We start from the raw sequence: 23,431 nt of genomic DNA on the forward strand, positions 1-23,431 counted from the left end.
GAAAACCGGGGTTTATGCCTACAGCCTGCAACGCCCCCGAATGACAGAACGCTGGTTATAATGCGCGGCGTTTTGCGCCAGGCAACGTCTGAATCGTTACCGTAAGTGGCCGGTATTTTTTCCGGCCCTGTGCAGTAACTGTTCGATTTCACGGGTCAATGGGCAGCTTCTTGATCCAGGCAGCGGCAATTTTCCAGCCGCTCAATCAGCCTCCAGGCCATTATCTGCGTGCCTGCGAGCCTGCTTTCATACTATGTCAGGTGGTTTTATGGACAGCATCAACAGCCGCATCGCCGAGGAACTCGGCGTACGCCCACAACAGGTCGAAGCGGCCGTCGCGCTACTCGATGAAGGTTCTACCGTTCCCTTTATCGCCCGTTACCGGAAAGAAGTCACCGGCAGCCTCGATGACACCCAGTTGCGTCATCTGGAAGAGCGCCTGCGCTACCTGCGAGAACTCGACGAACGGCGCATCAGCATCCTCGCCAGCATCGAGGAGCAAGGCAAACTCACCCCTGCCCTTGAGCGCGACATCAAGCTCGCCGACACCAAGACCCGTCTCGAAGACTTGTACCTGCCGTACAAGCAGAAGCGCCGCACCAAGGGCCAGATCGCCCTCGAAGCCGGCCTCGGCGAACTGGCCGACGGCTTGTTCAACGACCCGAACCTGTCGCCGGAAACCGAAGCCGCGCGCTTCGTCGACGCCGAAAAGGGCGTGGCCGACATCAAGGCTGCGCTGGAAGGCGCCAAATACATTCTCATGGAGCGCTTCGCCGAAGACGCCAGCCTGCTGGAAAAGCTGCGTAATTTCCTCAAACAGGAAGCGATCCTCAGTGCCCGCGTCATCGCTGGCAAGGAAGAGGAAGGCGCCAAGTTCCGTGATTATTTCGAACACGACGAGCCGCTGAAAAGCATGCCCTCGCACCGCGCCCTGGCGATTTTCCGTGGCCGCAACGAAGGCATTCTCAGCTCCGCGCTGAAAGTCGGCGATGAGCTGCCCGGCACGATGCATCCGTGCGAAGGCATGATCGCTCAGCAGTTCGGCATCCAGAACCAGAACCGCCCGGCGGACAAATGGCTCGGTGAAGTGGTGCGCTGGACCTGGAAGGTCAAGCTCTACACCCACCTGGAAACCGACCTGCTTGGCGAGCTGCGCGACGGTGCCGAAACCGAAGCGATCAACGTGTTCGCGCACAACCTGCACGACCTGCTGCTGGCCGCTCCGGCCGGCCCGCGCGCGACCCTGGGCCTCGACCCGGGCCTGCGTACCGGCTGCAAGGTGGCCGTGGTCGACTCCACCGGCAAGCTGCTCGACCACGCCACGGTTTACCCGCACGTGCCGCACAACAAATGGGATCAAACCATCGCCATTCTCGCCGCGCTGTGCGCCAAACACTCGGTGGACCTGATCGCCATCGGTAACGGCACTGCCAGCCGCGAGACCGACAAGCTGGCGATCGAGCTGATCAAAAAATATCCAGCGATGAAAATGACCAAGGTCATGGTGTCTGAAGCCGGCGCCTCGGTGTACTCGGCGTCGGAACTGGCGGCCAAGGAATTCCCGGACCTCGATGTGTCGATCCGTGGCGCCGTGTCGATCGCCCGTCGCTTGCAGGATCCGCTGGCCGAACTGGTGAAAATCGATCCGAAATCCATCGGTGTCGGCCAGTACCAGCACGATGTCTCGCAGCTGAAACTGGCGCGCGGTCTGGATGCCGTGGTCGAGGATTGCGTGAACGCCGTGGGCGTGGATGTGAACACCGCCTCCGTGGCTTTGCTGGCACGGATTTCCGGCCTCAATGCGACGCTGGCGCAGAACATCGTTGCTCACCGTGACGAACACGGCGCGTTCAAGACCCGTGCAGCGCTGAAGAAAGTCGCGCGTCTGGGCGAAAAAACCTTCGAACAGGCCGCCGGTTTCTTGCGCGTGATGAACGGCGACAACCCGCTGGATTCGTCGGCGGTTCACCCGGAAGCCTATCCGCTGGTGCAGCGCATTGCCGCTGAAACCGACCGCGACATTCGCTCGCTGATCGGCGATGCCGCGTTCCTCAAGCGTCTGGATCCGAAGAAATTCACCGACGAAACCTTCGGTCTGCCGACCGTCACCGACATCCTGCAAGAACTGGAAAAACCCGGTCGCGACCCACGTCCGGAGTTCAAGACCGCCGAGTTCCAGGAAGGCGTCGAAGACCTCAAGGATCTGCAACTGGGGATGATCCTCGAAGGCGTGGTGACCAACGTGACGGCGTTTGGTGCATTCGTCGACATCGGCGTGCATCAGGATGGTCTGGTGCACATCTCGGCGCTGTCGGAGAAGTTCATCAAGGACCCGCGCGAAGCGGTCAAGGCCGGTGACGTGGTGAAAGTGAAGGTCATGGAAGTCGATATCCCGCGCAAACGCGTCGGCCTGTCGATGCGCATGAGCGACACCCCGGGCGAGAAAATCGATGGCGCCCGTGGCTCGCGCCCGGGCTCGGCACCGCGCCAGTCTTCGGGCAACGCGCCGCGCAAGGAAACCGCCACCGCCGCGCCGGTGAACAATGCGATGGCCTCGCTGTTCGCCAACGCCAAGCAGTTGAAGAAACGCTGATGGACATGCCGGCCGGGCTCGTCGAGAGCGCGTTTTTCAAGCTGTTGGGCTGTCGCCTGCACAGTCTCGAAACCGGGGTGGCGCAAGTCGCCCTGGCGCTTGAGCCCGAACTGCGCAACCGCGGCGGCAAACTGCACGGCGGTGCGCTGTTCAGTCTGGTCGATATTGCTATGGGCCTGGCGTGTTCCAGCAGCCATGGCTTCGATCAGCAGAGTGCGACCATCGAATGCAAGATCAACTACATCCGCGCCGTTTCCGATGGCGAGGTGCTGTGCACGGCGCGGGTGATCCACCCGGGCCGGCGCACGCTGGTGGTCGAAGCCGAGGTGGTGCAGGGCGACAAACTGGTCGCAAAAGCGCAAGGCACCTTCGCTGTCCTGTAGATGTTGCTCATCATTTTGAGTTAATTTCGGCGCAATGAATCCTGTGGAAGCGAGCCTGCTCGCGAAGACGGTGTGTCAGTCGACGATGAAATTGACTGCAAAACCCTCTTCGCGAGCAGGCTCGCTCCCACAGGGATTGTGCAGTTCTTGACTGACCGGCAAATGGCCTGCCGCTACAAACCAGGCGATAACGCCAGTTTCAACTTCACCCTTGTAGACCGTCCTGCCCACCCCCATATTGGGGCGACTGACGCGTGAAGGAATCCAAATTGAGCGAACTTCTCAACCGCCGCCTGGCTCTGCTCGGCGAGCGCGCTAACCTTTCTCTGCTCAAGCAGTGCCTGCACGGTATCGAACGTGAATGCCTGCGCGTGACCAGTGAAGGTCGCCTGGCGCAAACGCCGCACCCCGAAGCACTGGGTTCCGCGCTGACCAACGAACAGATCACCACCGACTACTCCGAGTCGCTGCTGGAATTCATCACCCCCGCCCTGCCGGATCCTGCCGACACGCTGGCAAGCCTGGACAAGATTCATCGTTTTGCCTACAGCAAACTCGGCAACGAGTATCTGTGGAGTCCATCGATGCCGTGCCCGTTGCCGGCCGAGGAAGATATTCCGATCGCCTATTACGGCACCTCCAACATCGGTCAGCTCAAGTACGTTTATCGCAAGGGCCTGGCCCTGCGTTACGGCAAGACCATGCAGTGCATCGCCGGGATTCACTACAACTTTTCCCTGCCGGAACAACTCTGGCCGTTGCTGCGCGAGGCTGAAGGTTTCGTCGGCACCGATCGCGATTTCCAGTCGGTGTCCTACATCGCGCTGATCCGCAATTTCCGTCGCTACAGCTGGCTGCTGATGTACCTGTTCGGTGCCTCGCCCGCGCTGGATGCCGGCTTCCTGCGCGGGCGTTCGCATCAGCTCGAACAGCTCGATCCGGACACGCTGTATCTGCCGTACGCCACCAGCCTGCGCATGAGCGATCTCGGATATCAGAGCAACGCCCAGGCCGGCCTGACACCGTGCTACAACGATCTGGCGAGCTACACCGACAGCCTGCGCGAAGCCGTGGCCACGCCGTACGCGCCGTACGTGGAAGTCGGTACGCACAAGGATGGTGAGTGGGTGCAGCTCAACACCAACATCCTGCAAATCGAAAACGAGTACTACTCCAACATCCGCCCGAAACGCGTGACCTACACCGGCGAGCGGCCGATCCAGGCGCTGATGGCGCGCGGCATCCAGTACGTCGAAGTGCGCTGCCTGGACATCAACCCGTTCCTGCCGATGGGCATCGACCTCACCGAATCGCGCTTCATCGACGCCTTCCTGCTGTACTGCGCGCTGAACGACAGCCCGCTGCTGACAAACACTTCGTGCGGCAACGCCACCTCGAACTTCCTCAGCGTGGTCAAGGAAGGTCGCCGTCCGGGCCTGCAATTGCAGCGTGACGGTCAGCCGGTCGAGATGAAGCAATGGGCGGCGGAGCTGCTGGAACAGATTGCTCCGCTGGCGGCGATGCTCGATCAGAGCGTCGGCGGCGATGCCCACAGCAAGGCGCTGGATGCGCAACTGGCCAAGGTCAACGACCCGTCCCTGACCCCATCGGCGCAGGTGCTGGCGGCCATGGCCGAGCACAAGGAAAGCTTTGCGCAGTTCTCCCTGCGCCAGAGCCAGACTCACGCCGAGTTCTTCCGTAGCGAGCCGTTGGCGGCTGACGAGCAAGCGAAGTTTGAAGAACTGGCGCGCGCGTCGCTGGCGCAGCAGACCGAGCTTGAGCAGAACGAAGTCGGCGATTTCGATGTGTTTGTCGGCGCGTATCAGGCGAGTATTCTCGCCATCAGCAATTAAAGCCGCCCCGGCCTTGATCGTTCCCACGCTCTGCGTGGGAATGCAGCCTGTGACGCTCCGCGTCACTTCGGACGCAGAGCGTCCCTTGAGGCGTTACCACGCAGAGCGTGGGAACGATCAGTCAAAGGCTCACATCCTCTGCTGCCTTAGATTTTTCCGCTCATAAGCTCATTCGAAAAAGTTATTTATTTCGCGATTCTTAGATCATTTAGTCTCCACTCACGCCGACATTCGGTCGCCTGATCTGGAGCTCTCAATTGAAACTGAATTTCCCGCTTCGCCTGCTCGCCGCCGCCTCACTGGCCGCTGCAAGCTTCCTGGCCCAGGCGGCCGACCTCACTGTCGCCTACCAGACTACCGTCGACCCGGCCAAGGTCGCTCAGGCCGACGGCGCCTACGAGAAAGCTACCAAGGCCGATATCAGCTGGCGCAAGTTCGATAACGGCGCCGACATCATCGCCGCCATCGCGTCCGGCGATGTGCAGATCGGCTACCTCGGTTCGAGTCCACTGACCGCCGCGATCACCCGCAAGGTACCGGTAGAAACCTTCCTGATTGCCACGCAGATCGGCGCCGCTGAAGCACTGGTCGCGCGCGACGGCTCCGGCATCAAGACTCCGCAGGATCTGATCGGCAAGAAAATCGCCGTGCCGTTCGTGTCCACCGGGCACTACAGCCTGCTCGCCGCGCTCAAGCACTGGAACATCGACCCGTCGAAAGTCACCGTGCTCAACCTCGCGCCGCCAGCCATCATCGCGGCGTGGAAACGCGGCGACATCGACGCCACTTACGTGTGGGATCCGGCACTGGGCGTGGCCAAGGAAAACGGCAAAGTGCTGATCACCTCCGGCGAGCTGGCCAAGTTCGGCGCGCCAACCTTCGATGCGTGGATCGTGCGCAAGGACTTCGCCGAGAAGCACCCGGAAATCGTCACTGCGTTCGCCAAGGTCACCCTCGACGCCTACGCCGCTTACCGCAAGGATCCGCAGGCCTGGCTGGCCAACCAGAGCAACGTCGACAAACTGGTGAAGCTGTCTGGCGCCAAAGCCAGCGACATCCCATTGCTGCTGCAGGGCAACGTCTACCCGCTCGCGGCGGATCAGGTCAGTGATCTCGGCGCGCCGACCACCAAAGCCATCACTGACACTGCCGCGTTCCTCAAGGAGCAAGGCAAGGTCGAAGCCGTCCTGCCGGACTACGCGCCTTACGTCAGCGCCAAATACATCACCAACTGATCGGGAGATAACAGCGATGGCCTTGCTACAGCTGGAGCGCATCAGCGCACAGTACCCGGGCAGCCCCGAGCCGGTGCTGGCGGATATTTCTCTGACCCTGGGGCCGCAGCAATTGCTGGTCGCCCTCGGCCCGTCCGGCAGTGGCAAGACTTCGCTGTTGAACCTGATTGCCGGTTTCGTCGAACCGGGTGCCGGGCGCATCACCCTCGACGGCGTGCCGGTCAAAGGCCCGAGCGCCGAACGTGGCGTGGTGTTTCAGGACGACGCCTTGCTGCCCTGGCAGGACGTATTGGCCAACGTCGCCTTCGGCCTTGAACTGGCCGGTGTCGCTAGGGACAAACGCGAAAAAATCGCCCGGGAAATGCTCGCGCTGGTTGATCTTTCCGGTTTCGAAAGCCGTCGTATCTGGCAACTCTCCGGCGGCCAGAAACAACGCGTCGGCCTCGCCCGCGCCCTCGCCGCCGACCCGCGCGTGTTGCTGATGGACGAGCCGTTCGGTGCGCTTGATGCATTCACTCGCGAGCAGATGCAGGAGCTGTTGCTGCAAGTCTGGCAACGCACGGCCAAGCCGGTTTTCCTGATTACCCACGATATTGAAGAAGCGGTGTTCCTCGCCACGGACCTGATTCTGCTGGCGCCGAATCCGGGGCAGATCGTCGAGCGTCTGCAATTGGATTTCGGTCAGCGTTATGCCGCTGGCGAGTCGGCCCGTGCGATCAAATCCGATCCGCGTTTTATCGAAACCCGCGAGCACGTGCTGAGCAAAGTCTTCTCGCAACGCAGCGCCGTACCCCGGCAGGAGCGCGCATGAGCAGTTACGACGTTTCCGCTGCGGCGGTGAAAACACCTTCGGTGAGCATCCCGGTGCGCCGCAGCCTCAGCACTCGCTGGATCAGCCTGCTGACCCTGTTCGGCCTGCTGGCGATCTGGTGGACGGTGACCGCGACCGGACTGATCGAACCGCTGTTCCTGCCGCCGCCCTCCGCCGTGCTGCAAAAGGGCTGGTTGCTGGCGACTTCCGGATACATGGATTCGACTTTGTGGCAGCACCTCGGCGCCAGCCTCAGCCGCATTGGCCTTGGACTCTTTTTCGCCATCCTGACCGCCGTGCCGGTGGGCATTGCCATCGGCGCCAACCGCATCGCCCGTGGTGTGCTCGATCCGCTGATCGAGTTCTACCGCCCGATCCCGCCGCTGGCGTATCTGCCGCTGATCGTGATCTGGTGCGGCATCGGTGAGTTGTCGAAAGTGCTGCTGATCTATCTGGCGATTTTCGCGCCGATTGCCATCGCCACCGCGACCGGCGTGCGCACGGTTGACCCGGCGAAATTGCGCGCCGCGCAGTCGCTGGGTGCGACTCGTGCACAACTGATTCGCCATGTGATTTTACCCAGCGCCCTGCCGGACATTCTCACCGGCGTGCGCATTGGTCTGGGCGTCGGCTGGTCGACCCTGGTCGCCGCTGAACTGATCGCGGCCACCAGTGGCCTGGGCTTCATGGTGCAGTCGGCCGCGCAGTTTCTGGTCACCGATGTCGTGGTGCTGGGGATTCTGGTCATCGCCCTGATCGCCTTCACCATGGAAATGGGCCTGCGCGCATTGCAGCGCAGACTGGTGCCATGGCACGGCCAGGCGCACTAAATCGCCTTGTGAAAATTCCCCTGTGGGAGCGAGCCTGCTCGCGAAAGCGTCAGATCAGTCACTGCACTGTCGCCTGACACTCTGCATTCGCGAGCAGGCTCGCTCCCACAAAAGCATGACACTCCGAATTCGAAGAGAACGACCATGAGCACCCTCAGCATCACCCCGTTAAGCTCGGCCCTCGGCGCGCAGATCAGTGGCGTCGACATCAGCCAGCCGCTGAGCCTGGCACACCGCGACGCCATCGAGCAGGCGCTGCTCAAGTATCAGGTGCTGTTCTTCCGCAATCAGCCGATCGAGCCGGCACAGCAGGCACGTTTCGCGCATTATTTCGGCGACCTGCACATTCATCCGATTTACCCGAACGTGCCGGAACAACCGGAAGTGCTGATTCTTGATACCGCCGTCACCGACGTGCGCGATAACGCGATCTGGCACACCGACGTGACCTTCCTGCCAACGCCCGCGATGGGCGCAGTGCTCAGCGCCAAGTTGCTGCCGGAGTTCGGTGGTGACACGTTGTGGGCCAGCGGCATCGCGGCATATGAAGCGCTGTCGGCACCGATGAAAACCCTGCTCGAAGGTCTGACCGCCACCCACGATTTCACCCGATCGTTTCCGCTGGAGCGCTACGGCAACACGCCTGAGGCGCTGGCGCAGTGGGAAGAAGCGCGGCGCAAGAATCCGCCGCTGTCGCACCCGGTGATTCGTACGCATCCGGTGAGCGGCCGGCGCTCACTGTTCGTCAATGAAGGGTTTACCTCGAAGATCAACGAGCTGTCCGAAACCGAGAGTGAGGCGATTCTGAAGTTTCTGTTCGCCCACGCGACACGGCCGGAATTCACCATTCGCTGGCGCTGGCAGAAGGACGACATCGCTTTCTGGGACAACCGCGTGACGCAGCATTACGCGGTGGATGATTACCGACCGGCGCGGCGGGTGATGCAGCGGGCGACGGTGTTGGGGGATGTGCCGTTCTTCAAGTGATAGCTGATGATCGTTCCCTCGCTCTGCGTGGGAATGCATCAACGGACGCTTCGCGTTCGGCTTTAGATGGGACGCAGAGCGTCCCGGGCGGCATTCCCACGCAGAGCGTGGGAACGATCCTCCCAGCGGCTTATTCGGCTGTCGAAGGCTTCTCCCACAGATTGACCCCGCCCTCCTGGGCAAACCGATCAATCTCCGCCAGCTCTTCAGCACTGAAATTCAGATTCTTCAGCGCGCCGACGTTCTCGATGATCTGCTCCGGCCGGCTCGCGCCGATCAGTGCCGAGGTCACTCGTGGATCACGCAGGGTCCACGCCAATGCCAGTTGCGCCAGACTCTGGCCGCGACGCTGGGCGATCTCGTTCAACGCTCGCACGTGAGCAATGTTTTCTTCGGACAAGTGCGAAGCCTGCAACGAGCCGCCGCCCGGGCGATTGACCCGCGCATCCGCCGGCACGCCGTTGAGGTATTTGTCGGTGAGCAAGCCCTGCGCCAGCGGCGTGAAGGCGATGACGCCCGTGCCGAGTTCGTCAGTGGTATCGAGCAGATCCTTTTCCACCCAGCGGTTGAGCAGGTTGTACGCCGGCTGATGAATCAGCAGCGGCACTTTCCACTCTTTCAGCAGCGCGGCCATCTCGCGGGTTTTCACCCCGGAATAGGACGAGATACCGATGTACAGCGCCTTGCCCTGCTGCACGGCGGTGGCGAGGGCGCTGGCGGTTTCTTCCAGCGGGGTGTCCGGGTCGAAGCGGTGCGAATAGAAGATGTCCACATAGTCCAGACCGAGGCGTTGCAGGCTCTGGTCGAGGCTCGCCAGCACGTATTTGCGCGAACCGCCGCCCTGACCATACGGGCCGGGCCACATGTCCCAACCGGCCTTGCTGGAGATGATCAGCTCGTCGCGATACTGCTTGAAGTCTTCGCGCAGCAGGCGACCGAAATTGATCTCGGCGCTGCCGTACGGCGGGCCGTAATTGTTGGCCAGATCGAAATGGTTGATGCCCAGATCGAACGCGGTGCGCAGCAAAGCGCGCTGGGTGTCGATCGGGGTGCTATCGCCAAAGTTGTGCCACAGGCCCAGCGACAATGCCGGCAGCACCAGACCGCTGCGGCCGACGCGGCGGTAAGGAATGGAGTCGTAGCGGTTTTCGGCAGCGGTGTAAGTCATCGAATCCTCTCTTGTCTGTCTTTTAGTCATCAGAAACCGGACACCTTTGTGGCGAGGGGATTTATCCCCGATGGGTGGCGAAGCCGCCCCAAAACCTGAAACCTCGGTGAATCAGCTGTACCGGGCGCGCTGGTTTTACGACTGCTTCGCAGCCGAACGGGGATGAATCCCCTCGCCACAAAAACCCCATCAATCAGGCAAAGCGATTTGCAGGTCGAACCAGCTCCAGGTTCTGCCGCAACGTCCGGCCTTCATATCCAATTCTGAACAACCCGCCCAGCATACGCCCAAGCAGCGCGGCGCCGACCTCCGGTTCGACCAATTGCTGAAACGTTTCACATTTTTTCCTGCGCTTCAGACTCGCTGGAGATTGGCGTGCTGGCGGCAACGCGGGTGCTGGAAAGCCTTGGGGTATTGCCGAGCGACGAAGTGCAGCGGCTGAATCTGCTGCGATGCCAAGTGATCGAGCGGGAAAGCACCTGACTGCGGGAGCGAGCAGGCTCGTTCCCGCAGAATCTGCGTCATACCGACAATTCGCGCAGCGCAGCGGCCGCCAGAAATCCGGACCGGGAACGGTAGCGCCGGTCTCGACGGACAGTCTGGTCAATACGTTCCAGCAACTGCTCGGGCAATGTGGCATTGAAGCGCACTGATTTGCCGAAGTAAGGCGTGATGTCAAAGTCGACCACGCCCCAGATCCCGCCCGCGTAATCCGGGTTATCAAGGTGGGCATCGATGTCGCGCACCTGTGGCAACGGCGCGCCATCGGCTACCAGCCCTTCGTAATGCAGCGCCAGTGCTTCCTGCGTGTTTTCAAAAGCTTCGGCTACCGTGGCGCCTGCGGAATAACACCCCGGTACGTCCGGAATGACCACGCCGTAGTCCGAGTCGGCATCCTTGTGCAGAACGACCGGGAATTTCATAAAGGTTTCCTTCGCCCTTTCCGACGTCAAGAATTACAACTCTAGGGCACAAAGCGCGCAGCGATACACACCATACACACTTGGATAAATAATAGTCCGTTTCGTGATCATCACAGATGGACGGATCAACGGCGGGGCCCAAGATTGCGATGGACAGTGCGATATTCGGTGTGCCGGCGGCGGCGGTGGTGCTGTTCATAGTGCTGAACGCCGAGGCGTAAAAAACTCTCGGCGCTCAGCCGTTGGATCAACGCACCAGATGCAGGAACTGCATGTGCCGTTCGTACTGGTCGAGGATGTCGTTGATGATCTGTTCTTTGGTGTAGCCGACCAGATCGTAGTCCTGACTGCCCTCGCTCAAGTGCACTTCGGCGCGGTAGTAGCGGCGATTGTTGAGTTGCTTGGAACCCATGCCGCCGCGCGCGAACGATGGCGTGAAGTAGCCGCGCATCTGCACCTGATAGATGAACGGATGCTGCTCGCCATGACCGATTTCCAGGCTGACGTTGTCATGCGCCGGATCCGGCTGAGTGACGACGTGCAGACCTTTTTCGACGAACACGGCGGTCACTTCCTCGATTGCCGGGCGCACTGTGCTTTCCATGAAGCGGTACACCTCGTCGCGGGACGGGAAGTGCACGGCCTGGCTCAGACGCTGACGCCATCCACCGGTGCCACGCCGCGAACCGGAGACCGGCGCCAGCGAATGCAACTGCGCGATCTGCTTCTGCGACTCCAGATAGAACGCCTTGTGCAGGCCCCACATCATCAGCAGCAGAATCAACGAGAACGGTAACGAGGTCAGCACCACCGCCGACTTCAGCGCATCGATGCTGCCGGAGAACAGCAGCGCACTGGTGATCAGCGCGGTCATCGCGCCCCAGAACACCCGCAGCCATTTCGGCCCGTCTTCATCCGGGTTGCCGCCCTTCGCCGACAGGGTCGAGAGCACCACGGTGCCAGAGTCCGCAGACGTCACGAAGAACACGAAGCTGATGAACACCGTCACGGCGATGACGGTCTTGCTCCATGGGTAGGTTTCCAGCAGCAGATAAATGCTCATCGACGGATTGTCGATGGCCGACATGCCCAGCGCACTCATGCCGTGATTGAGCACCTGGTCCAAGGCGCTGTTGCCGAAAATCGACATCCACGCCAGGGTGAAACCGAGCGGGATCAACAGCACGCCGAAGACGAATTCACGGATAGTGCGGCCACGGGAGATCCGCGCGATGAACAGGCCCACGAACGGCGACCATGCAATCCACCAGGCCCAGTAGAACACGGTCCAGCCACCCAGCCAGTCACTCGGTTTGTCGTAGGCGTAGAGGTCGAAACTCTTCATCGGCAGGGCGCCGAGGTAGTCGCCGACGTTCTGGATCAGCGTGTTGAGCAGGTGCTGTGTCGGCCCGGCAAACAACACGAACAGCAGCAGCCCGCAGGCCAGCAGCATGTTGATGTCGGACATCACCCGCACGCCTTTATCGACACCGGAGACCGCAACGATGATCGCCGCGCCCATCATCAGCGTGATCAGGCCGACCTGAATCCACTGGGTGTGGGCGATGCCGAACAGATAATCCAGGCCCGAGTTGAGGTGCAACACGCCGAAGCCCATGTCGGCACCAAGACCGAACACCGTGGCGATGATGCCGAAGCCGTCCACCGCATAGCCGATCGGGCCGTTGATGCGTTTGCCGATCAGCGGATACAGCGCCGAACGCAGGGCCAGCGGCAGATTGTGCCGATAAGCGAAATAGGCCAGTGCCATGCCGACGAAGGCGAACACGCCCCAACCATGCAGGCCCCAGTGCAGAAACAGAATCTGCATGGCCTGGCGCGCCGCGTCCGCCGTGCCGGCCTCGCCTTGCGGCGGCTGCAGCATGTGGGTCAGCGGTTCGGAAACGCAGAAGAAAAACAGCGTGATGCTGATCCCGGCGGCGAACAGCATGCCGGCCCAGGACAGGTAACTGAATTCGGGCTCGTCGTGGTCGGCACCGAGTTTTATCTTGCCGTAGCCGGATAAGGCGGTGACCACCACGAAGACCAGATACAGGGTCATCGCGAGCATGTAGTACCAGCCGACCGTGTTGGCCGCCCAGTTCTGCGCTTCCAGCAACCAGGCGCCGGCCTGTTCGGGGATGGCGATGACGACCAGACCAAACAGCAGAATGACCGTCGCGGCGAAGTAGAACACCGGCGGATTCATGCGTACCAGACCGCTGGCGGGGGTAGACGATGCACTCATGAAAGGTGCACCTCGAAGGATTGGAACGTGGCTGAAATGATCGGACTCAGCAAAGGCAAGCCTCCTGTTGTGAGCGGGCAGCGAACCACCGGTTTAACTTGAATGAACGTTCAAGTTAAACATGAATGGGGTGGTAAGGACTAATCGCAGAGCTGGGCGGTAGGTTTCCTACAGCGCCAAAAGAGGGGTATGACGCGGGTTTGGAGGGATTCGTTCACTTATGAATTGGCTGAAGGCCATTACTTCGATCCAGCCTGAAATCTTTCGCGAGCAGGCTCGCTCCCACATATGAAACGCATTCCAATGTGGGAGCGAGTCTGCTCGCGAAGAGGCCCGATACAACAACACAGATTCAAGACTTACTTCTGCGTCCCGTCATCATGCTGCAGATTCGCCTGGGTCAGATTCGCCCCCGCCGGCACGCTGCGTGTCAGCCAGACGTTGCCGCCAATGGTCGAACCCTTGCCGATGGTGATCCGTCCGAGAATCGTCGCCCCGGCGTAAATCACCACGTCATCCTCAACGATCGGGTGACGCGGATGGCCCTTCTGCAACTGGCCGTCCTCATCCGCCGGGAAGCGCTTGGCCCCCAGGGTCACCGCCTGATAAATGCGCACTCGCTCACCAATGATCGCGGTTTCGCCAATCACTACGCCTGTGCCGTGATCGATAAAGAAGCTGCGGCCAATCTGTGCGCCCGGGTGGATATCGATGCCCGTCGCCGAGTGCGCGATTTCCGCGCTGATCCGCGCCAGCAGCGGCAGCCCGGCACGGTATAAATGGTGCGCCAGTCGATGGTGAATAACCGCAAGAATGCCCGGATAGCACAGCAGCACTTCATCAACGCTGCGTGCCGCCGGGTCGCCGTGATAGGCCGCCAGCACATCGGTGTCGAGCAGCGTGCGCAGGCCCGGCAAGGCCAAAGCGAAATTCTGCACGATCTGAATGGCGCGGGTTTCGACTTCACTGTCGTCCTGCGCGCTGTGGCGGGCAACGTAACGCAGCTCCAGGCGCGTCTGCGCCAGCAATGCATTGAGCGCTACATCAAGCGTGTGGCCGACGTAGAAATCTTCACTTTCTTCACGCAGATCGACCGGCCCCAGACGCATCGGGAACAGCGCGCCACACAGCGCCTCGAGGATTTCCGCCATCGCCGCTCGCGATGGCAATTCGCGGCCGCCCTGCTCCCCTGAAGCGCGACCATTCTGTGCGCGCCACTGATCCCGCGCGCTGCGCAGCTGGCTGACGATGGTCTGCAATTGCCAATGGCTGGAACGCTCGCTCACGGTAAAGACTCCTCACGGGCGGCCGGACTGTCTGGCCGCGTCATCGGCGCCTACTTTACGGCATGCCTTTGCCGACGAATTAAGAACCGATAGTGCTGGCCTCAGTCCATTTGGCTATAAGCGATTGGCGGTTGCCCGTGCAAAAACGCGTGCCTATAGTCCTTTCATTCTTCTGCGCCAGTACGGACCCATGATCAAACAACAGCTGCAACGCTTCCCCCGTCTCGAACTGCTGAGCCACCCCACGCCGCTGGAAAAACTCGAGCGCCTGTCCACCTGGCTCGGCCGCGAGGTGTACGTCAAGCGCGATGACCTGACGCCGCTGGCGATGGGCGGCAACAAGCTGCGTAAACTCGAATACCTCGCCGCCGACGCGCTCGCGCAAGGTGCTGACACGCTGATCACGGCCGGTGCGCTGCAATCGAACCACGTGCGCCAAACCGCCGCGCTGGCGGCGAAACTCGGCCTCGGTTGTGTGGCGCTGCTGGAAAACCCGCTGGGCACTGATGACGGAAATTACACCGGCAACGGCAACCGCCTGCTGCTGGATCTGTTCGACACCAAGGTCGAGTTGGTCGACAACCTCGATAATGCCGACGAACAACTGGCCGCCCTCGCCGTGCGCCTGCGCAGCAACGGCAAGAAGCCGTATCTGGTGCCGATCGGCGGCTCCAACGCCCTTGGTGCTCTGGGTTATGTGCGCGCCGGGCTGGAGCTGGCTGAGCAGATCAGGGACAGCGGCCTCGATTTCGCCGCGGTGGTGCTGGCTTCAGGCAGTGCCGGTACTCACAGTGGTCTCGGACTGGCGCTGAGTGAGGCGCTGCCGCAACTGCCGGTGATCGGCGTGACCGTTTCGCGCAGTGAAGAAGACCAGCGGCCGAAGGTTCATGGTTTGGCCGAACGCACCGCTGAGCTGCTGGGTGTCGAGTTGCCGGCCAGCTTCAAGGTCGAGCTGTGGGACGAATATTTCGCCCCGCGTTATGGCGAGCCGAATGCCGGAACGCTGGCGGCGGTGAAACTGTTGGCGGCTCAGGAAGGTCTGTTGCTTGACCCGGTCTACACCGGCAAGGCCATGGCCGGTCTGCTCGACGGGATCGGCCGGCAGCGCTTCGATGACGGCCCGATCATCTTCCTGCACACCGGTGGCGCGCCGGCGTTGTTTGCCTACAAGGATTTTCTGACAAGATGATCACGCCAGATTGCAGTTACCTGTGGCGAGGGGATTTATCCCCGTTGGGTCGCGGAGCGGCCCCTTGCTTTCGCAAGTGAGTACACGTCGCAGAACTTTGCAACTGTTGTGCAGCCGAACGGGGATAAATCCCCTCGCCACAACTGGACGGGCATATTCCAAAAAACTCTAAAAGAAAAATAATCTAGTATTTTCAAGTCTAAAACAGACATCTTATAGTCTCGCCGCAGGCGAATTTCGGGCGAGACGCTTAAGCTGCTTTAAGGCAGGATAGCGCTGTCGTTCAAATCACCAATTTGCCTACATTCCTTAAGCGTCTTCCATAAGAAAACACAGGGGCTTGTCATGAATTTTTCCGCACTACGTCGCACTCTGCTGGTCGGTTCGCTGGGTCTTGCGCTCAGCGCTGGCCTGATCGGTCAGGCAGTGGCCGGTGAGCAGTTGCAACAGATCAAGGACAAAGGCGTGCTCAACGTCGGCCTGGAAGGCACTTACCCACCGTTCAGCTTTGTTGACGAAAACGGCAAGCTGTCCGGTTTCGAAGTGGAGCTGTCCGAAGCGCTGGCGCAAAAGCTCGGCGTCAAAGCCAAGATCCAGCCGACCAAATGGGACGGCATCCTCGCCGCACTTGAATCCAAGCGTCTGGATCTGGTGGTCAACCAAGTGACCATCTCCGACGAGCGCAAGAAGAAGTATGACTTCTCCGAACCGTACACCGTGTCCGGCATCCAGGCCCTCGTGCTGAAAAGCAAAGAGTCGGCGCTGAACATCAAGACTGCCGCTGACCTGTCCGGCAAGAAAGTCGGTGTCGGCCTGGGTACCAACTACGAGCAGTGGGTTCGCGCCAACGTGCCGGGTGCTGACGTGCGCACCTACGATGATGATCCGACCAAGTTCGCCGACCTCAACAACGGTCGTACCGATGCCATCCTGATCGACCGTCTGGCTGCCCTCGAATACGCCAAGAAAGCCCCGAAAACCGTCGCAGCCGGTGAGGCCTTCTCGCGTCAGGAATCCGGTATCGCCCTGCGCAAAGGCGAGCCTGAACTGCTGGCTGCGGTGAACAACGCGCTCGACGAACTGCGTGCTGACGGCACTCTCGAGAAACTGTCGAAGAAATACTTCAACGCAGACGTCACTAAATAATGGAAGAGGCTTTCCAACTCGCGCTGGATTCCGCGCCCTTTCTGTTGAAGGGCGCGTACTACACGGTAGTCCTCAGCCTCGGCGGGATGTTCTTCGGTCTGCTGCTGGGCTTCGGCCTCGCGCTGATGCGCCTGTCGCGCTTCAAATCGGTCAGTTGGCTGGCCCGCATTTACGTGTCGTTCTTTCGCGGCACGCCGTTGCTGGTGCAGCTGTTCGTGATCTATTACGGCTTGCCGCAACTGGGCATGGAGCTTGATCCGCTGCCGGCAGCGCTGATCGGTTTCTCGCTGAACATGGCCGCCTACGCCTGTGAAATCCTCCGTGCCGCGATCGGTTCGATCGAACGCGGTCAGTGGGAAGCTGCTGCGAGTATCGGCATGACCCGCGCGCAGACCCTGCGCCGGGCCATCCTGCCGCAAGCGATGCGCACGGCCTTGCCGCCGCTGGGCAACAGCTTCATTTCGCTGGTCAAGGACACGGCGCTGGCCGCGACCATTCAGGTGCCGGAGCTGTTCCGTCAGGCGCAGCTGATTACCGCCCGGACTTTCGAAGTCTTCACCATGTATCTTGCCGCCGCGCTGATCTACTGGATTCTGGCCACAGTGCTTTCGCACTTGCAGAACAAGTTGGAAGAGCGGGTCAATCGGCACGACCAGGAGTCTTGACGCGATGATTGTCGTGGAAAAACTGACCAAGCAATTCAAGGGTCAGGTCGTGCTCAACGGCATCGACCTTGAGGTAAAGGAAGGCGAAGTCGTCGCGATCATCGGCCCCAGCGGCTCGGGGAAAACGACGTTCCTGCGTTGCCTGAATTTCCTCGAAGAACCCACCAGCGGCCGGATCAAGGTCGGCGATATCGAAATCGATACCAGCCGCCCGCTGAACCAGCAGCAAAGTCTGGTGCGCAACCTGCGCCAGCACGTCGGCTTCGTGTTCCAGAACTTCAACCTGTTCCCCCATCGCACCGCTTTGGAAAACGTCATCGAGGGCCCGATCGTGGTCAAGAAGATGCCGCGCGACCAGGCAGTTGCTCTGGGTAAAAAGCTGCTGACCAAAGTGGGGCTTGCCGGCAAAGAGGACGCCTATCCGCGCCGTCTCTCCGGTGGCCAGCAACAGCGCGTGGCAATCGCCCGGGCGCTGGCGATGGAGCCGGAAGTGATTCTGTTCGACGAACCGACTTCAGCGCTCGACCCGGAACTGGTCGGTGAAGTGCTGGCGACCATTCGCGGTCTTGCCGAAGAAAATCGCACGATGGTGATTGTCACCCACGAAATGGGTTTTGCCCGTGACGTGGCCAATCGCGTGGTGTTTTTCGACAAGGGCGTAATTGTTGAACAGGGTGAAGCCAAGGCACTGTTTGCCAACCCGAAAGAAGAACGCACCAAACAGTTTCTCAGTAAGTTTCTGAATCACGCCTGAGAACTTTCTCAGCAATACCCCTCCACTTCCACGGATGGAAGTTACCTCTCCCCCGGCATTTCAATCTTTTCTACATTTGTTACTAGCGAGCGCAGATATATATTGCGCAACGGTTACGCGCATCTCCGAATCGTCATATTTTCATACGTTTGCCTGCGAACAAACCCGCGCAAAACCCTGCGCAATAGCCATTTATCTGTAGCTGGTTTCGCGCGTACCACTAGGCATATTGCCTAGGTGACGTAGGAGCTTTCTGATTAACTTGTAATTCACGCATTAACTAAGCCGCTCTATTGACACCCCTCTCCGCAGACTTTTATCTAGTCGGCAACCGGCGCCAATTAGTTCAAACAACTCGCACTAAAACCGAACAAATAGTTCTCGCTTTTATTGCCAGTTGATTCGCGTCTTTTTTGTTTTCCAGAAACGGATTTCGCTGCAAGACTTCAAGGAGAGAAACCGATGACCCGCACTTCGCATACACCCGAACTTGCAGCGCCAACGCTGGCATGCGCACAAAAAACCGGCATCAACCAGGCGACAGCGGCCCATCTGCTGATCGATGTACCGCCCTACCGCGACATGGACGTTGGCGATCTGATCGAACTGTTCTGGAACAAATGCTATGTCGCGTCAAAAGTCCTCAGCGCAGACGATGTGGGTGAGTCGGTCAGCCTGCGGGTGCCGGAGAGTTTCATCACCAATGGCACCGCACGCATTCACTACCGCGTGATGCAGGTCGGCCAGGGTCCGGCGCTGTCGGCGGCGACCCGGGTGCAGGTCAAACTCGATTGCCCCGGGGGCCAGCCCACTGGGCAGTGCGAAGACGAAAACCAGCAACTGGCGCCAGTGATCATCCCCGAAGCGATTCGCCGTCAGGGCGTGAATCCCAGCCAGGTCAAACGCGGCGTGCCGCTGACCATCGAGCCTTATCTGAACATGGCAGAATACGACGCCATCACCCTGCGCTGGGGCGATGTGCGTATGGATCTGGCGGTGCTCACTGCGGCCGATGTCGGGCTGCCGATTCAGGTCTGGGTGCCACCGGCGGTCATTGTCGAAGCGGGCGAAGACCTGCGGCTGGACGTGACGTACTGCATCCTCGACCGGGTCGGTAACAACTCGCGCTGGGCACCGCCGCGCACGTTGAAAATCGGTTGCGTGAATCCGTACGTAAAAGTCCCGTTGAAACCCGAATTCAAGGCTGCCGAATCGCGTACCAAGTGATACCTGCCCAAGGTGGGAGGTCAGTCACCTCTCACCCAAAACTCGTTAACCAAGCCGAACATCCTCCCTTCTATGTATATTCCTAAAAGATAGTTTATTTAATTTTTATACACGCTTAGGGTATATGCACCGGACCACCGGACATTCTTTCAATCGCCGCACTTCGCGGCGTTTTTCATGAGATGTGAGGTAGGTATGGTCCGGAACACAATCACCCCAGTGCAGATCGCCAGGGCATTGCGTGCAGCCAGGGAGCGGCACTGATGTCCAGTCTTGCAGATGCGAATCTGCAGTCCGACCTGGACATCGCCCCGCTGTTGTTGCCCGCGCAACTACTGCGCAACGACGCTCAAGCGATCAAGGCCGCCCACGAGCTGGCGCAAGCCGCCCGTGTGCAGGCGGCCAAACGCGACCGGCAGCGCAAGCTGCCGTGGTCGGAAATCGAACAGTTCACCCGCAGCGGTCTGGGCAGTATTGCCATCCCGCGCGAATACGGTGGCCCGCAGGTTTCCTTCGTCACATTGGCCGAAGTATTCGCGATCATTTCTGCCGCCGACCCGGCGCTCGGACAGATCCCGCAGAACCAGTTCGGCATCATCCATCTGCTGCTCGGCACCGCTACCGAAGCGCAGAAAAAGCAGCTGTTCCAGAGTGTTCTGGAAGGCTGGCGCATCGGCAATGCCGGCCCGGAACGTGGCACGAAAAACACCTTGGAACTGAAGGCGCGAATCAGCGCCGACGGCGACGATCACGTGATCAACGGCCAGAAGTTCTATTCCACCGGCGCGCTGTTTGCGCATTGGGTCGCGGTGAAAGCGCTCAACGATGACGGTAAACAGGTGCTGGCCTTCGTCCGTCGCGGCACGCCGGGTCTGCGCATCGTCGATGACTGGTCGGGCTTCGGCCAGCGCACCACGGCGAGCGGCACGATTCTGCTGAACAACGTGCGCGTCGAGTCGAGCCTGGTCATCGACAACTGGAAGATCAACGACAAGCCGAACACCCAAGGCGCAGTGTCGCAGCTGATTCAAGCGGCCATCGACGCCGGCATCGCCCGTGGCGCCATCGACGACGCCATCGACTTCGTCAAAACCCGCGCGCGGCCATGGATCGACGCCAAGGTCGAGCGCGCCAGCGATGACCTCTACGTGATTGCCGATATCGGCAAACTGAAAATCGAACTGCACGCCGCCGAAGCGCTGCTGCGCAAGGCCGGCAAAGTGCTCGATGACGTCCACGCCGCGCCGCTGACTGCCGAATCCGCCGCACGCGCTTCGATCGCCGTGGCCGAAGCAAAAGTGCTGACCACCGAGATTTCGCTGCTGGCCAGCGAAAAGCTCTTCGAACTGGCCGGCAGCCGCGCGACCCTCGCCGAATTCAATCTCGACCGCCACTGGCGCAACGCCCGCGTGCACACCCTGCACGACCCGGTGCGCTGGAAATATCACGCGGTCGGCGCCTATCGCCTGAACGGCACTTTGCCGGCTCGCCATTCCTGGATCTGAGACGACCAGTCATCTGGAGAACCCCCTATGACGCTTTCCCATCACGTCGCGCTCATCACCAGCGATGAGCAAGCCCTGATCGTCGCCAGCGACCTGGCCGAAGATTTCAAACGCGACAGCGCCCTGCGCGACCGTGAACGCCGCCTGCCATTGGCCGAGCTGGAAGTGTTTTCCCGCTCCGGCCTGTGGGGCATCAGCGTGCCGAAAGAATATGGCGGCGCGGGCGTATCCAACGTCACCCTGGCCAAAGTCATCGCACTCATCGCTCAGGCCGACGGCTCGCTCGGGCAGATTCCGCAGAACCATTTCTACGCACTGGAAGTGCTGCGCGTGAATGGCAGCGATGAACAGAAACAGCGCCTGTACGCCGAGGTCCTCGCCGGCCAGCGCTTCGGCAATGCGCTGGCGGAACTGGGCACCAGAACCGCTCACGACCGCGTCACCAGCCTCGAACGCGACGGCGCTGGTTATCGCATCAACGGTCGCAAGTTCTACTCGACCGGGGCGATTTACGCGCAGCGCATCCCGACCTCAGTGGTCGATGAAAATGGCGTGCAGCAACTGGTCTTCGTACCGCGCGAAAGCAAGGGCCTGACGGTAATCGACGACTGGAGCGGCTTCGGCCAGCGCACCACTGGCAGTGGCTCGGTGGTGTTCGAAGATGTGTATGTAGCGGCTGAAGATGTGCTGCCGTTCCAGAGCGCTTTCGAACGCCCGACCACGGTCGGCCCGCTGGCGCAGATTCTCCACGCCGCCATCGACACCGGCATTGCCCGCGCCGCTTACGAAGACGCCTTGCATTTCGTGCGCAGCAAGACCCGTCCGTGGATCGATTCCGGCAACGACACGGCCACCGAAGATCCGCTGACGCTGAAGAGTTTCGGCCACTTGAGCATTCGGCTGCACGCCACCGAAGCCTTGCTCGAACGTGCCGGCGAAATCCTCGATGCCGCGCAAGCCGACACCAACGCGGAAACCGTCGCCGCCGCCTCGATCGCAGTCGCCGAAGCGCGGGCGATCAGCACGGAAATTTCCCTCGCCGCTGGCAGCACCCTGTTCGAACTGGCCGGCAGCCAGGCGACGCTGAGTGAACACGGCCTCGACCGGCACTGGCGCAACGCGCGCGTGCACACCCTGCACGACCCGGTGCGCTGGAAATATCACGCCGTGGGCAATTACTACCTCAACGATGAAAACCCTCCGCTGCGAGGGACGATCTGATGACTGCTGCGAGAAAGAAGATTCTGCTCAACGCGTTCAACATGAACTGCATCGGCCACATCAATCACGGCCTGTGGACGCACCCGCGCGACACCTCGACCCGCTACAACACGATCGAGTACTGGACCGAACTGGCGCAGTTGCTTGAGCGTGGATTGTTCGATGGCTTGTTCATTGCTGACATCGTCGGCGTCTACGACGTCTACCAGAACTCGGTGGACGTCACGCTGAAAGAGTCGATCCAGTTGCCGGTCAACGATCCGCTGCTGCTGGTTTCAGCAATGGCCGCCGTCACCAGAAACCTCGGCTTTGGCCTGACTGCCAATCTCACTTACGAGCCGCCGTATCTGTTCGCCCGACGCATGTCGACGCTCGATCATCTGAGTCGCGGCCGGGTCGGCTGGAACATCGTCACCGGTTACCTGGACAGCGCCGCCAAAGCCATGGGCCTGCGCGAACAGGTCGAACATGACCGCCGCTACGACCAGGCCGAAGAATATCTGCAAGTCTTGTACAAGCTCTGGGAAGGCAGTTGGGAGAACGGCGCGGTGCGCAACGATCGCGAGCAGCGCATCTACGCCAACCCGGACAAAGTGCACAAGGTCGAGCACCAGGGCGAGTTCTATCAGGTCGAGGGTTATCACCTCTGCGAGCCATCACCGCAGCGCACGCCGGTGCTGTTTCAGGCCGGTAGCTCCGACCGCGGCTTGCTGTTTGCCGGGCGCCATGCCGAGTGCGTGTTCATCAGCGGCCAGAACAAACCATCGACCAAAATGCAGGTCGACAAGGTCCGCGCCAGCGCCGTCGAAGCCGGGCGCAATCCTCAGGACATCAAGGTGTTCATGGGCCTCAACGTGATCGTTGGCGCCACAGAAGAAGCGGCGTGGGCCAAGCATGCCGAGTACCTCAGCTATGCCAGCGCCGAAGCCGGCGTGGCGCACTTTTCCGCGTCTACCGGCATCGACTTTGCCCAGTACGAAATCGACGAACCGATCCAGTACGTGAAGAGCAACGCCATTCAATCGGCAACAAAAAACCTGCAGAACAATGACTGGACCCGGCGCAAATTGCTCGACCAGCACGCCCTCGGTGGCCGCTACATCACCGTGGTCGGCTCGCCCGAGCAAGTGGCGGATGAACTCGAATCGTGGATCGCCGAAACCGGTCTGGACGGCTTCAACCTGACCCGCATCGTCACCCCGGAAAGCTATGTCGACTTCATCGAACTGGTGATTCCCGAGTTGCAGCGGCGCGGCTCGTACAAGACTGCGTATGACAGCGGGACCTTACGCGAGAAGTTGTTTCACGGTGAGGCGCAGTTGCCTGAACAACATACCGGCTCTTCGTACCGACGCTAAAAGCATCGCTGGCAAGCGAGCTCCCACAAGGGTCTGCGGCGTACACAAA

The 23,431-nt window shown here is 60.6% G+C and carries 19 protein-coding genes and 1 pseudogene; 16 read left to right on the forward strand and 4 right to left on the reverse strand.

The window, feature by feature from the left end; genetic code table 11:
• Positions 1-268 precede the first annotated feature (268 nt).
• From D8U61_RS22885 to tauD, 7 genes are all read left to right on the forward strand, one after another.
• Entirely contained in the window at positions 269-2,593 is a 2,325-nt protein-coding gene (locus D8U61_RS22885; protein WP_125925823.1) for a Tex family protein, read from the forward strand.
• A complete protein-coding gene (locus D8U61_RS22890; protein ID WP_016772188.1) occupies positions 2,593-2,976 on the forward strand; it encodes a PaaI family thioesterase in 384 nt (127 codons plus the stop codon). The genes D8U61_RS22885 and D8U61_RS22890 overlap by 1 nt, the downstream gene beginning before the upstream one ends.
• Positions 2,977-3,245: 269 nt before the next feature.
• A complete protein-coding gene (gene gshA, locus D8U61_RS22900) occupies positions 3,246-4,829 on the forward strand; it encodes a glutamate--cysteine ligase (protein WP_041477477.1) in 1,584 nt (527 codons plus the stop codon).
• Positions 4,830-5,086: 257 nt separating this feature from the next.
• Positions 5,087-6,064 carry a taurine ABC transporter substrate-binding protein gene (gene tauA, locus D8U61_RS22910; protein WP_024011179.1) on the forward strand — a complete coding sequence of 326 codons (978 nt, stop codon included), beginning with the start codon at positions 5,087-5,089 and terminating at the stop codon, positions 6,062-6,064.
• Between the two features lie 16 nt (positions 6,065-6,080).
• Complete coding sequence (gene tauB, locus D8U61_RS22915; RefSeq protein ID WP_130927701.1) at positions 6,081-6,875, forward strand: taurine ABC transporter ATP-binding subunit; 795 nt, start codon at positions 6,081-6,083, stop codon at positions 6,873-6,875.
• The gene (gene tauC / locus D8U61_RS22920; RefSeq protein WP_130927702.1) at positions 6,872-7,705 is read left to right on the forward strand and encodes a taurine ABC transporter permease TauC; all 834 of its coding nucleotides are present in this window, start codon (positions 6,872-6,874) and stop codon (positions 7,703-7,705) included. Before tauB ends, tauC begins: the two co-directional genes overlap by 4 nt.
• Positions 7,706-7,849: 144 nt before the next feature.
• Entirely contained in the window at positions 7,850-8,692 is an 843-nt protein-coding gene (gene tauD / locus D8U61_RS22925) for a taurine dioxygenase (RefSeq protein ID WP_130927703.1), read from the forward strand.
• 130 nt (positions 8,693-8,822) lie between these two features.
• Here tauD and mgrA read toward each other — a convergent pair whose 3' ends face one another.
• A complete protein-coding gene (mgrA, locus tag D8U61_RS22930; RefSeq protein WP_130927704.1) occupies positions 8,823-9,860 on the reverse strand; it encodes an L-glyceraldehyde 3-phosphate reductase in 1,038 nt (345 codons plus the stop codon).
• A 360-nt stretch (positions 9,861-10,220) separates the two neighbouring features.
• Here mgrA and D8U61_RS22935 point away from each other — a divergent pair.
• A pseudogene (locus tag D8U61_RS22935) lies at positions 10,221-10,343 on the forward strand (LacI family transcriptional regulator); the annotation flags it as partial.
• Between the two features lie 38 nt (positions 10,344-10,381).
• Here D8U61_RS22935 and D8U61_RS22940 read toward each other — a convergent pair.
• The 3 genes from D8U61_RS22940 to epsC all read right to left on the reverse strand — a co-directional run bounded on the left by D8U61_RS22940 (position 10,382) and on the right by epsC (position 14,317).
• Complete coding sequence (locus D8U61_RS22940; protein WP_130887601.1) at positions 10,382-10,783, reverse strand: type II toxin-antitoxin system HicB family antitoxin; 402 nt, start codon at positions 10,781-10,783, stop codon at positions 10,382-10,384.
• Positions 10,784-11,030: 247 nt separating this feature from the next.
• Entirely contained in the window at positions 11,031-12,992 is a 1,962-nt protein-coding gene (betT, locus tag D8U61_RS22945) for a choline transporter BetT (protein ID WP_160768576.1), read from the reverse strand.
• A gap of 398 nt (positions 12,993-13,390) precedes the next feature.
• Complete coding sequence (gene epsC, locus D8U61_RS22950) at positions 13,391-14,317, reverse strand: serine O-acetyltransferase EpsC (RefSeq protein ID WP_130927705.1); 927 nt, start codon at positions 14,315-14,317, stop codon at positions 13,391-13,393.
• A 190-nt stretch (positions 14,318-14,507) separates the two neighbouring features.
• Here epsC and D8U61_RS22955 point away from each other — a divergent pair, with 190 nt between their 5' ends.
• From D8U61_RS22955 to D8U61_RS22990, 8 genes are all read left to right on the forward strand, one after another.
• Positions 14,508-15,506 (forward strand): D-cysteine desulfhydrase, encoded by a 999-nt coding sequence (locus D8U61_RS22955; protein WP_125925830.1) that lies wholly within the window; start codon positions 14,508-14,510, stop codon positions 15,504-15,506.
• 345 nt (positions 15,507-15,851) lie between these two features.
• The gene (tcyJ, locus tag D8U61_RS22960; RefSeq protein ID WP_125925831.1) at positions 15,852-16,652 is read left to right on the forward strand and encodes a cystine ABC transporter substrate-binding protein; all 801 of its coding nucleotides are present in this window, start codon (positions 15,852-15,854) and stop codon (positions 16,650-16,652) included.
• Complete coding sequence (gene tcyL, locus D8U61_RS22965; protein WP_016772200.1) at positions 16,652-17,317, forward strand: cystine ABC transporter permease; 666 nt, start codon at positions 16,652-16,654, stop codon at positions 17,315-17,317. Before tcyJ ends, tcyL begins: the two co-directional genes overlap by 1 nt.
• Before the next feature lie 4 nt (positions 17,318-17,321).
• A complete protein-coding gene (gene tcyN / locus D8U61_RS22970) occupies positions 17,322-18,071 on the forward strand; it encodes an L-cystine ABC transporter ATP-binding protein TcyN (RefSeq protein ID WP_076565047.1) in 750 nt (249 codons plus the stop codon).
• Between the two features lie 462 nt (positions 18,072-18,533).
• Entirely contained in the window at positions 18,534-19,298 is a 765-nt protein-coding gene (locus tag D8U61_RS22975) for a hypothetical protein (RefSeq protein WP_130927706.1), read from the forward strand.
• Positions 19,299-19,561: 263 nt separating this feature from the next.
• Complete coding sequence (locus D8U61_RS22980) at positions 19,562-20,803, forward strand: SfnB family sulfur acquisition oxidoreductase (protein WP_125925833.1); 1,242 nt, start codon at positions 19,562-19,564, stop codon at positions 20,801-20,803.
• A 27-nt stretch (positions 20,804-20,830) separates the two neighbouring features.
• The gene (locus tag D8U61_RS22985; protein ID WP_125925834.1) at positions 20,831-22,024 is read left to right on the forward strand and encodes an SfnB family sulfur acquisition oxidoreductase; all 1,194 of its coding nucleotides are present in this window, start codon (positions 20,831-20,833) and stop codon (positions 22,022-22,024) included.
• On the forward strand, positions 22,024-23,382 hold the full coding sequence (locus tag D8U61_RS22990; RefSeq protein WP_125925835.1) for an LLM class flavin-dependent oxidoreductase: 1,359 nt from the start codon (positions 22,024-22,026) through the stop codon (positions 23,380-23,382). Before D8U61_RS22985 ends, D8U61_RS22990 begins: the two co-directional genes overlap by 1 nt.
• The last annotated feature ends 49 nt before the right edge of the window (positions 23,383-23,431 follow it).

The sequence above is a fragment of the Pseudomonas sp. Sample_14 genome, from assembly GCF_004307515.1.
Classification (GTDB): domain Bacteria; phylum Pseudomonadota; class Gammaproteobacteria; order Pseudomonadales; family Pseudomonadaceae; genus Aquipseudomonas; species Aquipseudomonas atacamensis.

What these genes read in the sequence shown, in the direction of transcription:
- tcyL (WP_016772200.1), top strand. Translation starts at nt 16,652, where the DNA reads ATGGAAGAGGCTTTCCAACTCGCGCTGGATTCCGCGCCCTTTCTGTTG.
- D8U61_RS22885 (WP_125925823.1), top strand. Translation starts at nt 269, where the DNA reads ATGGACAGCATCAACAGCCGCATCGCCGAGGAACTCGGCGTACGCCCA.
- D8U61_RS22985 (WP_125925834.1), top strand. Translation starts at nt 20,831, where the DNA reads ATGACGCTTTCCCATCACGTCGCGCTCATCACCAGCGATGAGCAAGCC.
- D8U61_RS22990 (WP_125925835.1), top strand. Translation starts at nt 22,024, where the DNA reads ATGACTGCTGCGAGAAAGAAGATTCTGCTCAACGCGTTCAACATGAAC.
- tauB (WP_130927701.1), top strand. Translation starts at nt 6,081, where the DNA reads ATGGCCTTGCTACAGCTGGAGCGCATCAGCGCACAGTACCCGGGCAGC.
- D8U61_RS22940 (WP_130887601.1), bottom strand. Translation starts at nt 10,783, where the DNA reads ATGAAATTCCCGGTCGTTCTGCACAAGGATGCCGACTCGGACTACGGC.
- mgrA (WP_130927704.1), bottom strand. Translation starts at nt 9,860, where the DNA reads ATGACTTACACCGCTGCCGAAAACCGCTACGACTCCATTCCTTACCGC.
- D8U61_RS22975 (WP_130927706.1), top strand. Translation starts at nt 18,534, where the DNA reads ATGACCCGCACTTCGCATACACCCGAACTTGCAGCGCCAACGCTGGCA.
- D8U61_RS22955 (WP_125925830.1), top strand. Translation starts at nt 14,508, where the DNA reads ATGATCAAACAACAGCTGCAACGCTTCCCCCGTCTCGAACTGCTGAGC.
- tauD (WP_130927703.1), top strand. Translation starts at nt 7,850, where the DNA reads ATGAGCACCCTCAGCATCACCCCGTTAAGCTCGGCCCTCGGCGCGCAG.
- tauC (WP_130927702.1), top strand. Translation starts at nt 6,872, where the DNA reads ATGAGCAGTTACGACGTTTCCGCTGCGGCGGTGAAAACACCTTCGGTG.
- D8U61_RS22980 (WP_125925833.1), top strand. Translation starts at nt 19,562, where the DNA reads ATGTCCAGTCTTGCAGATGCGAATCTGCAGTCCGACCTGGACATCGCC.
- D8U61_RS22890 (WP_016772188.1), top strand. Translation starts at nt 2,593, where the DNA reads ATGGACATGCCGGCCGGGCTCGTCGAGAGCGCGTTTTTCAAGCTGTTG.
- betT (WP_160768576.1), bottom strand. Translation starts at nt 12,992, where the DNA reads ATGAATCCGCCGGTGTTCTACTTCGCCGCGACGGTCATTCTGCTGTTT.
- tcyJ (WP_125925831.1), top strand. Translation starts at nt 15,852, where the DNA reads ATGAATTTTTCCGCACTACGTCGCACTCTGCTGGTCGGTTCGCTGGGT.
- tcyN (WP_076565047.1), top strand. Translation starts at nt 17,322, where the DNA reads ATGATTGTCGTGGAAAAACTGACCAAGCAATTCAAGGGTCAGGTCGTG.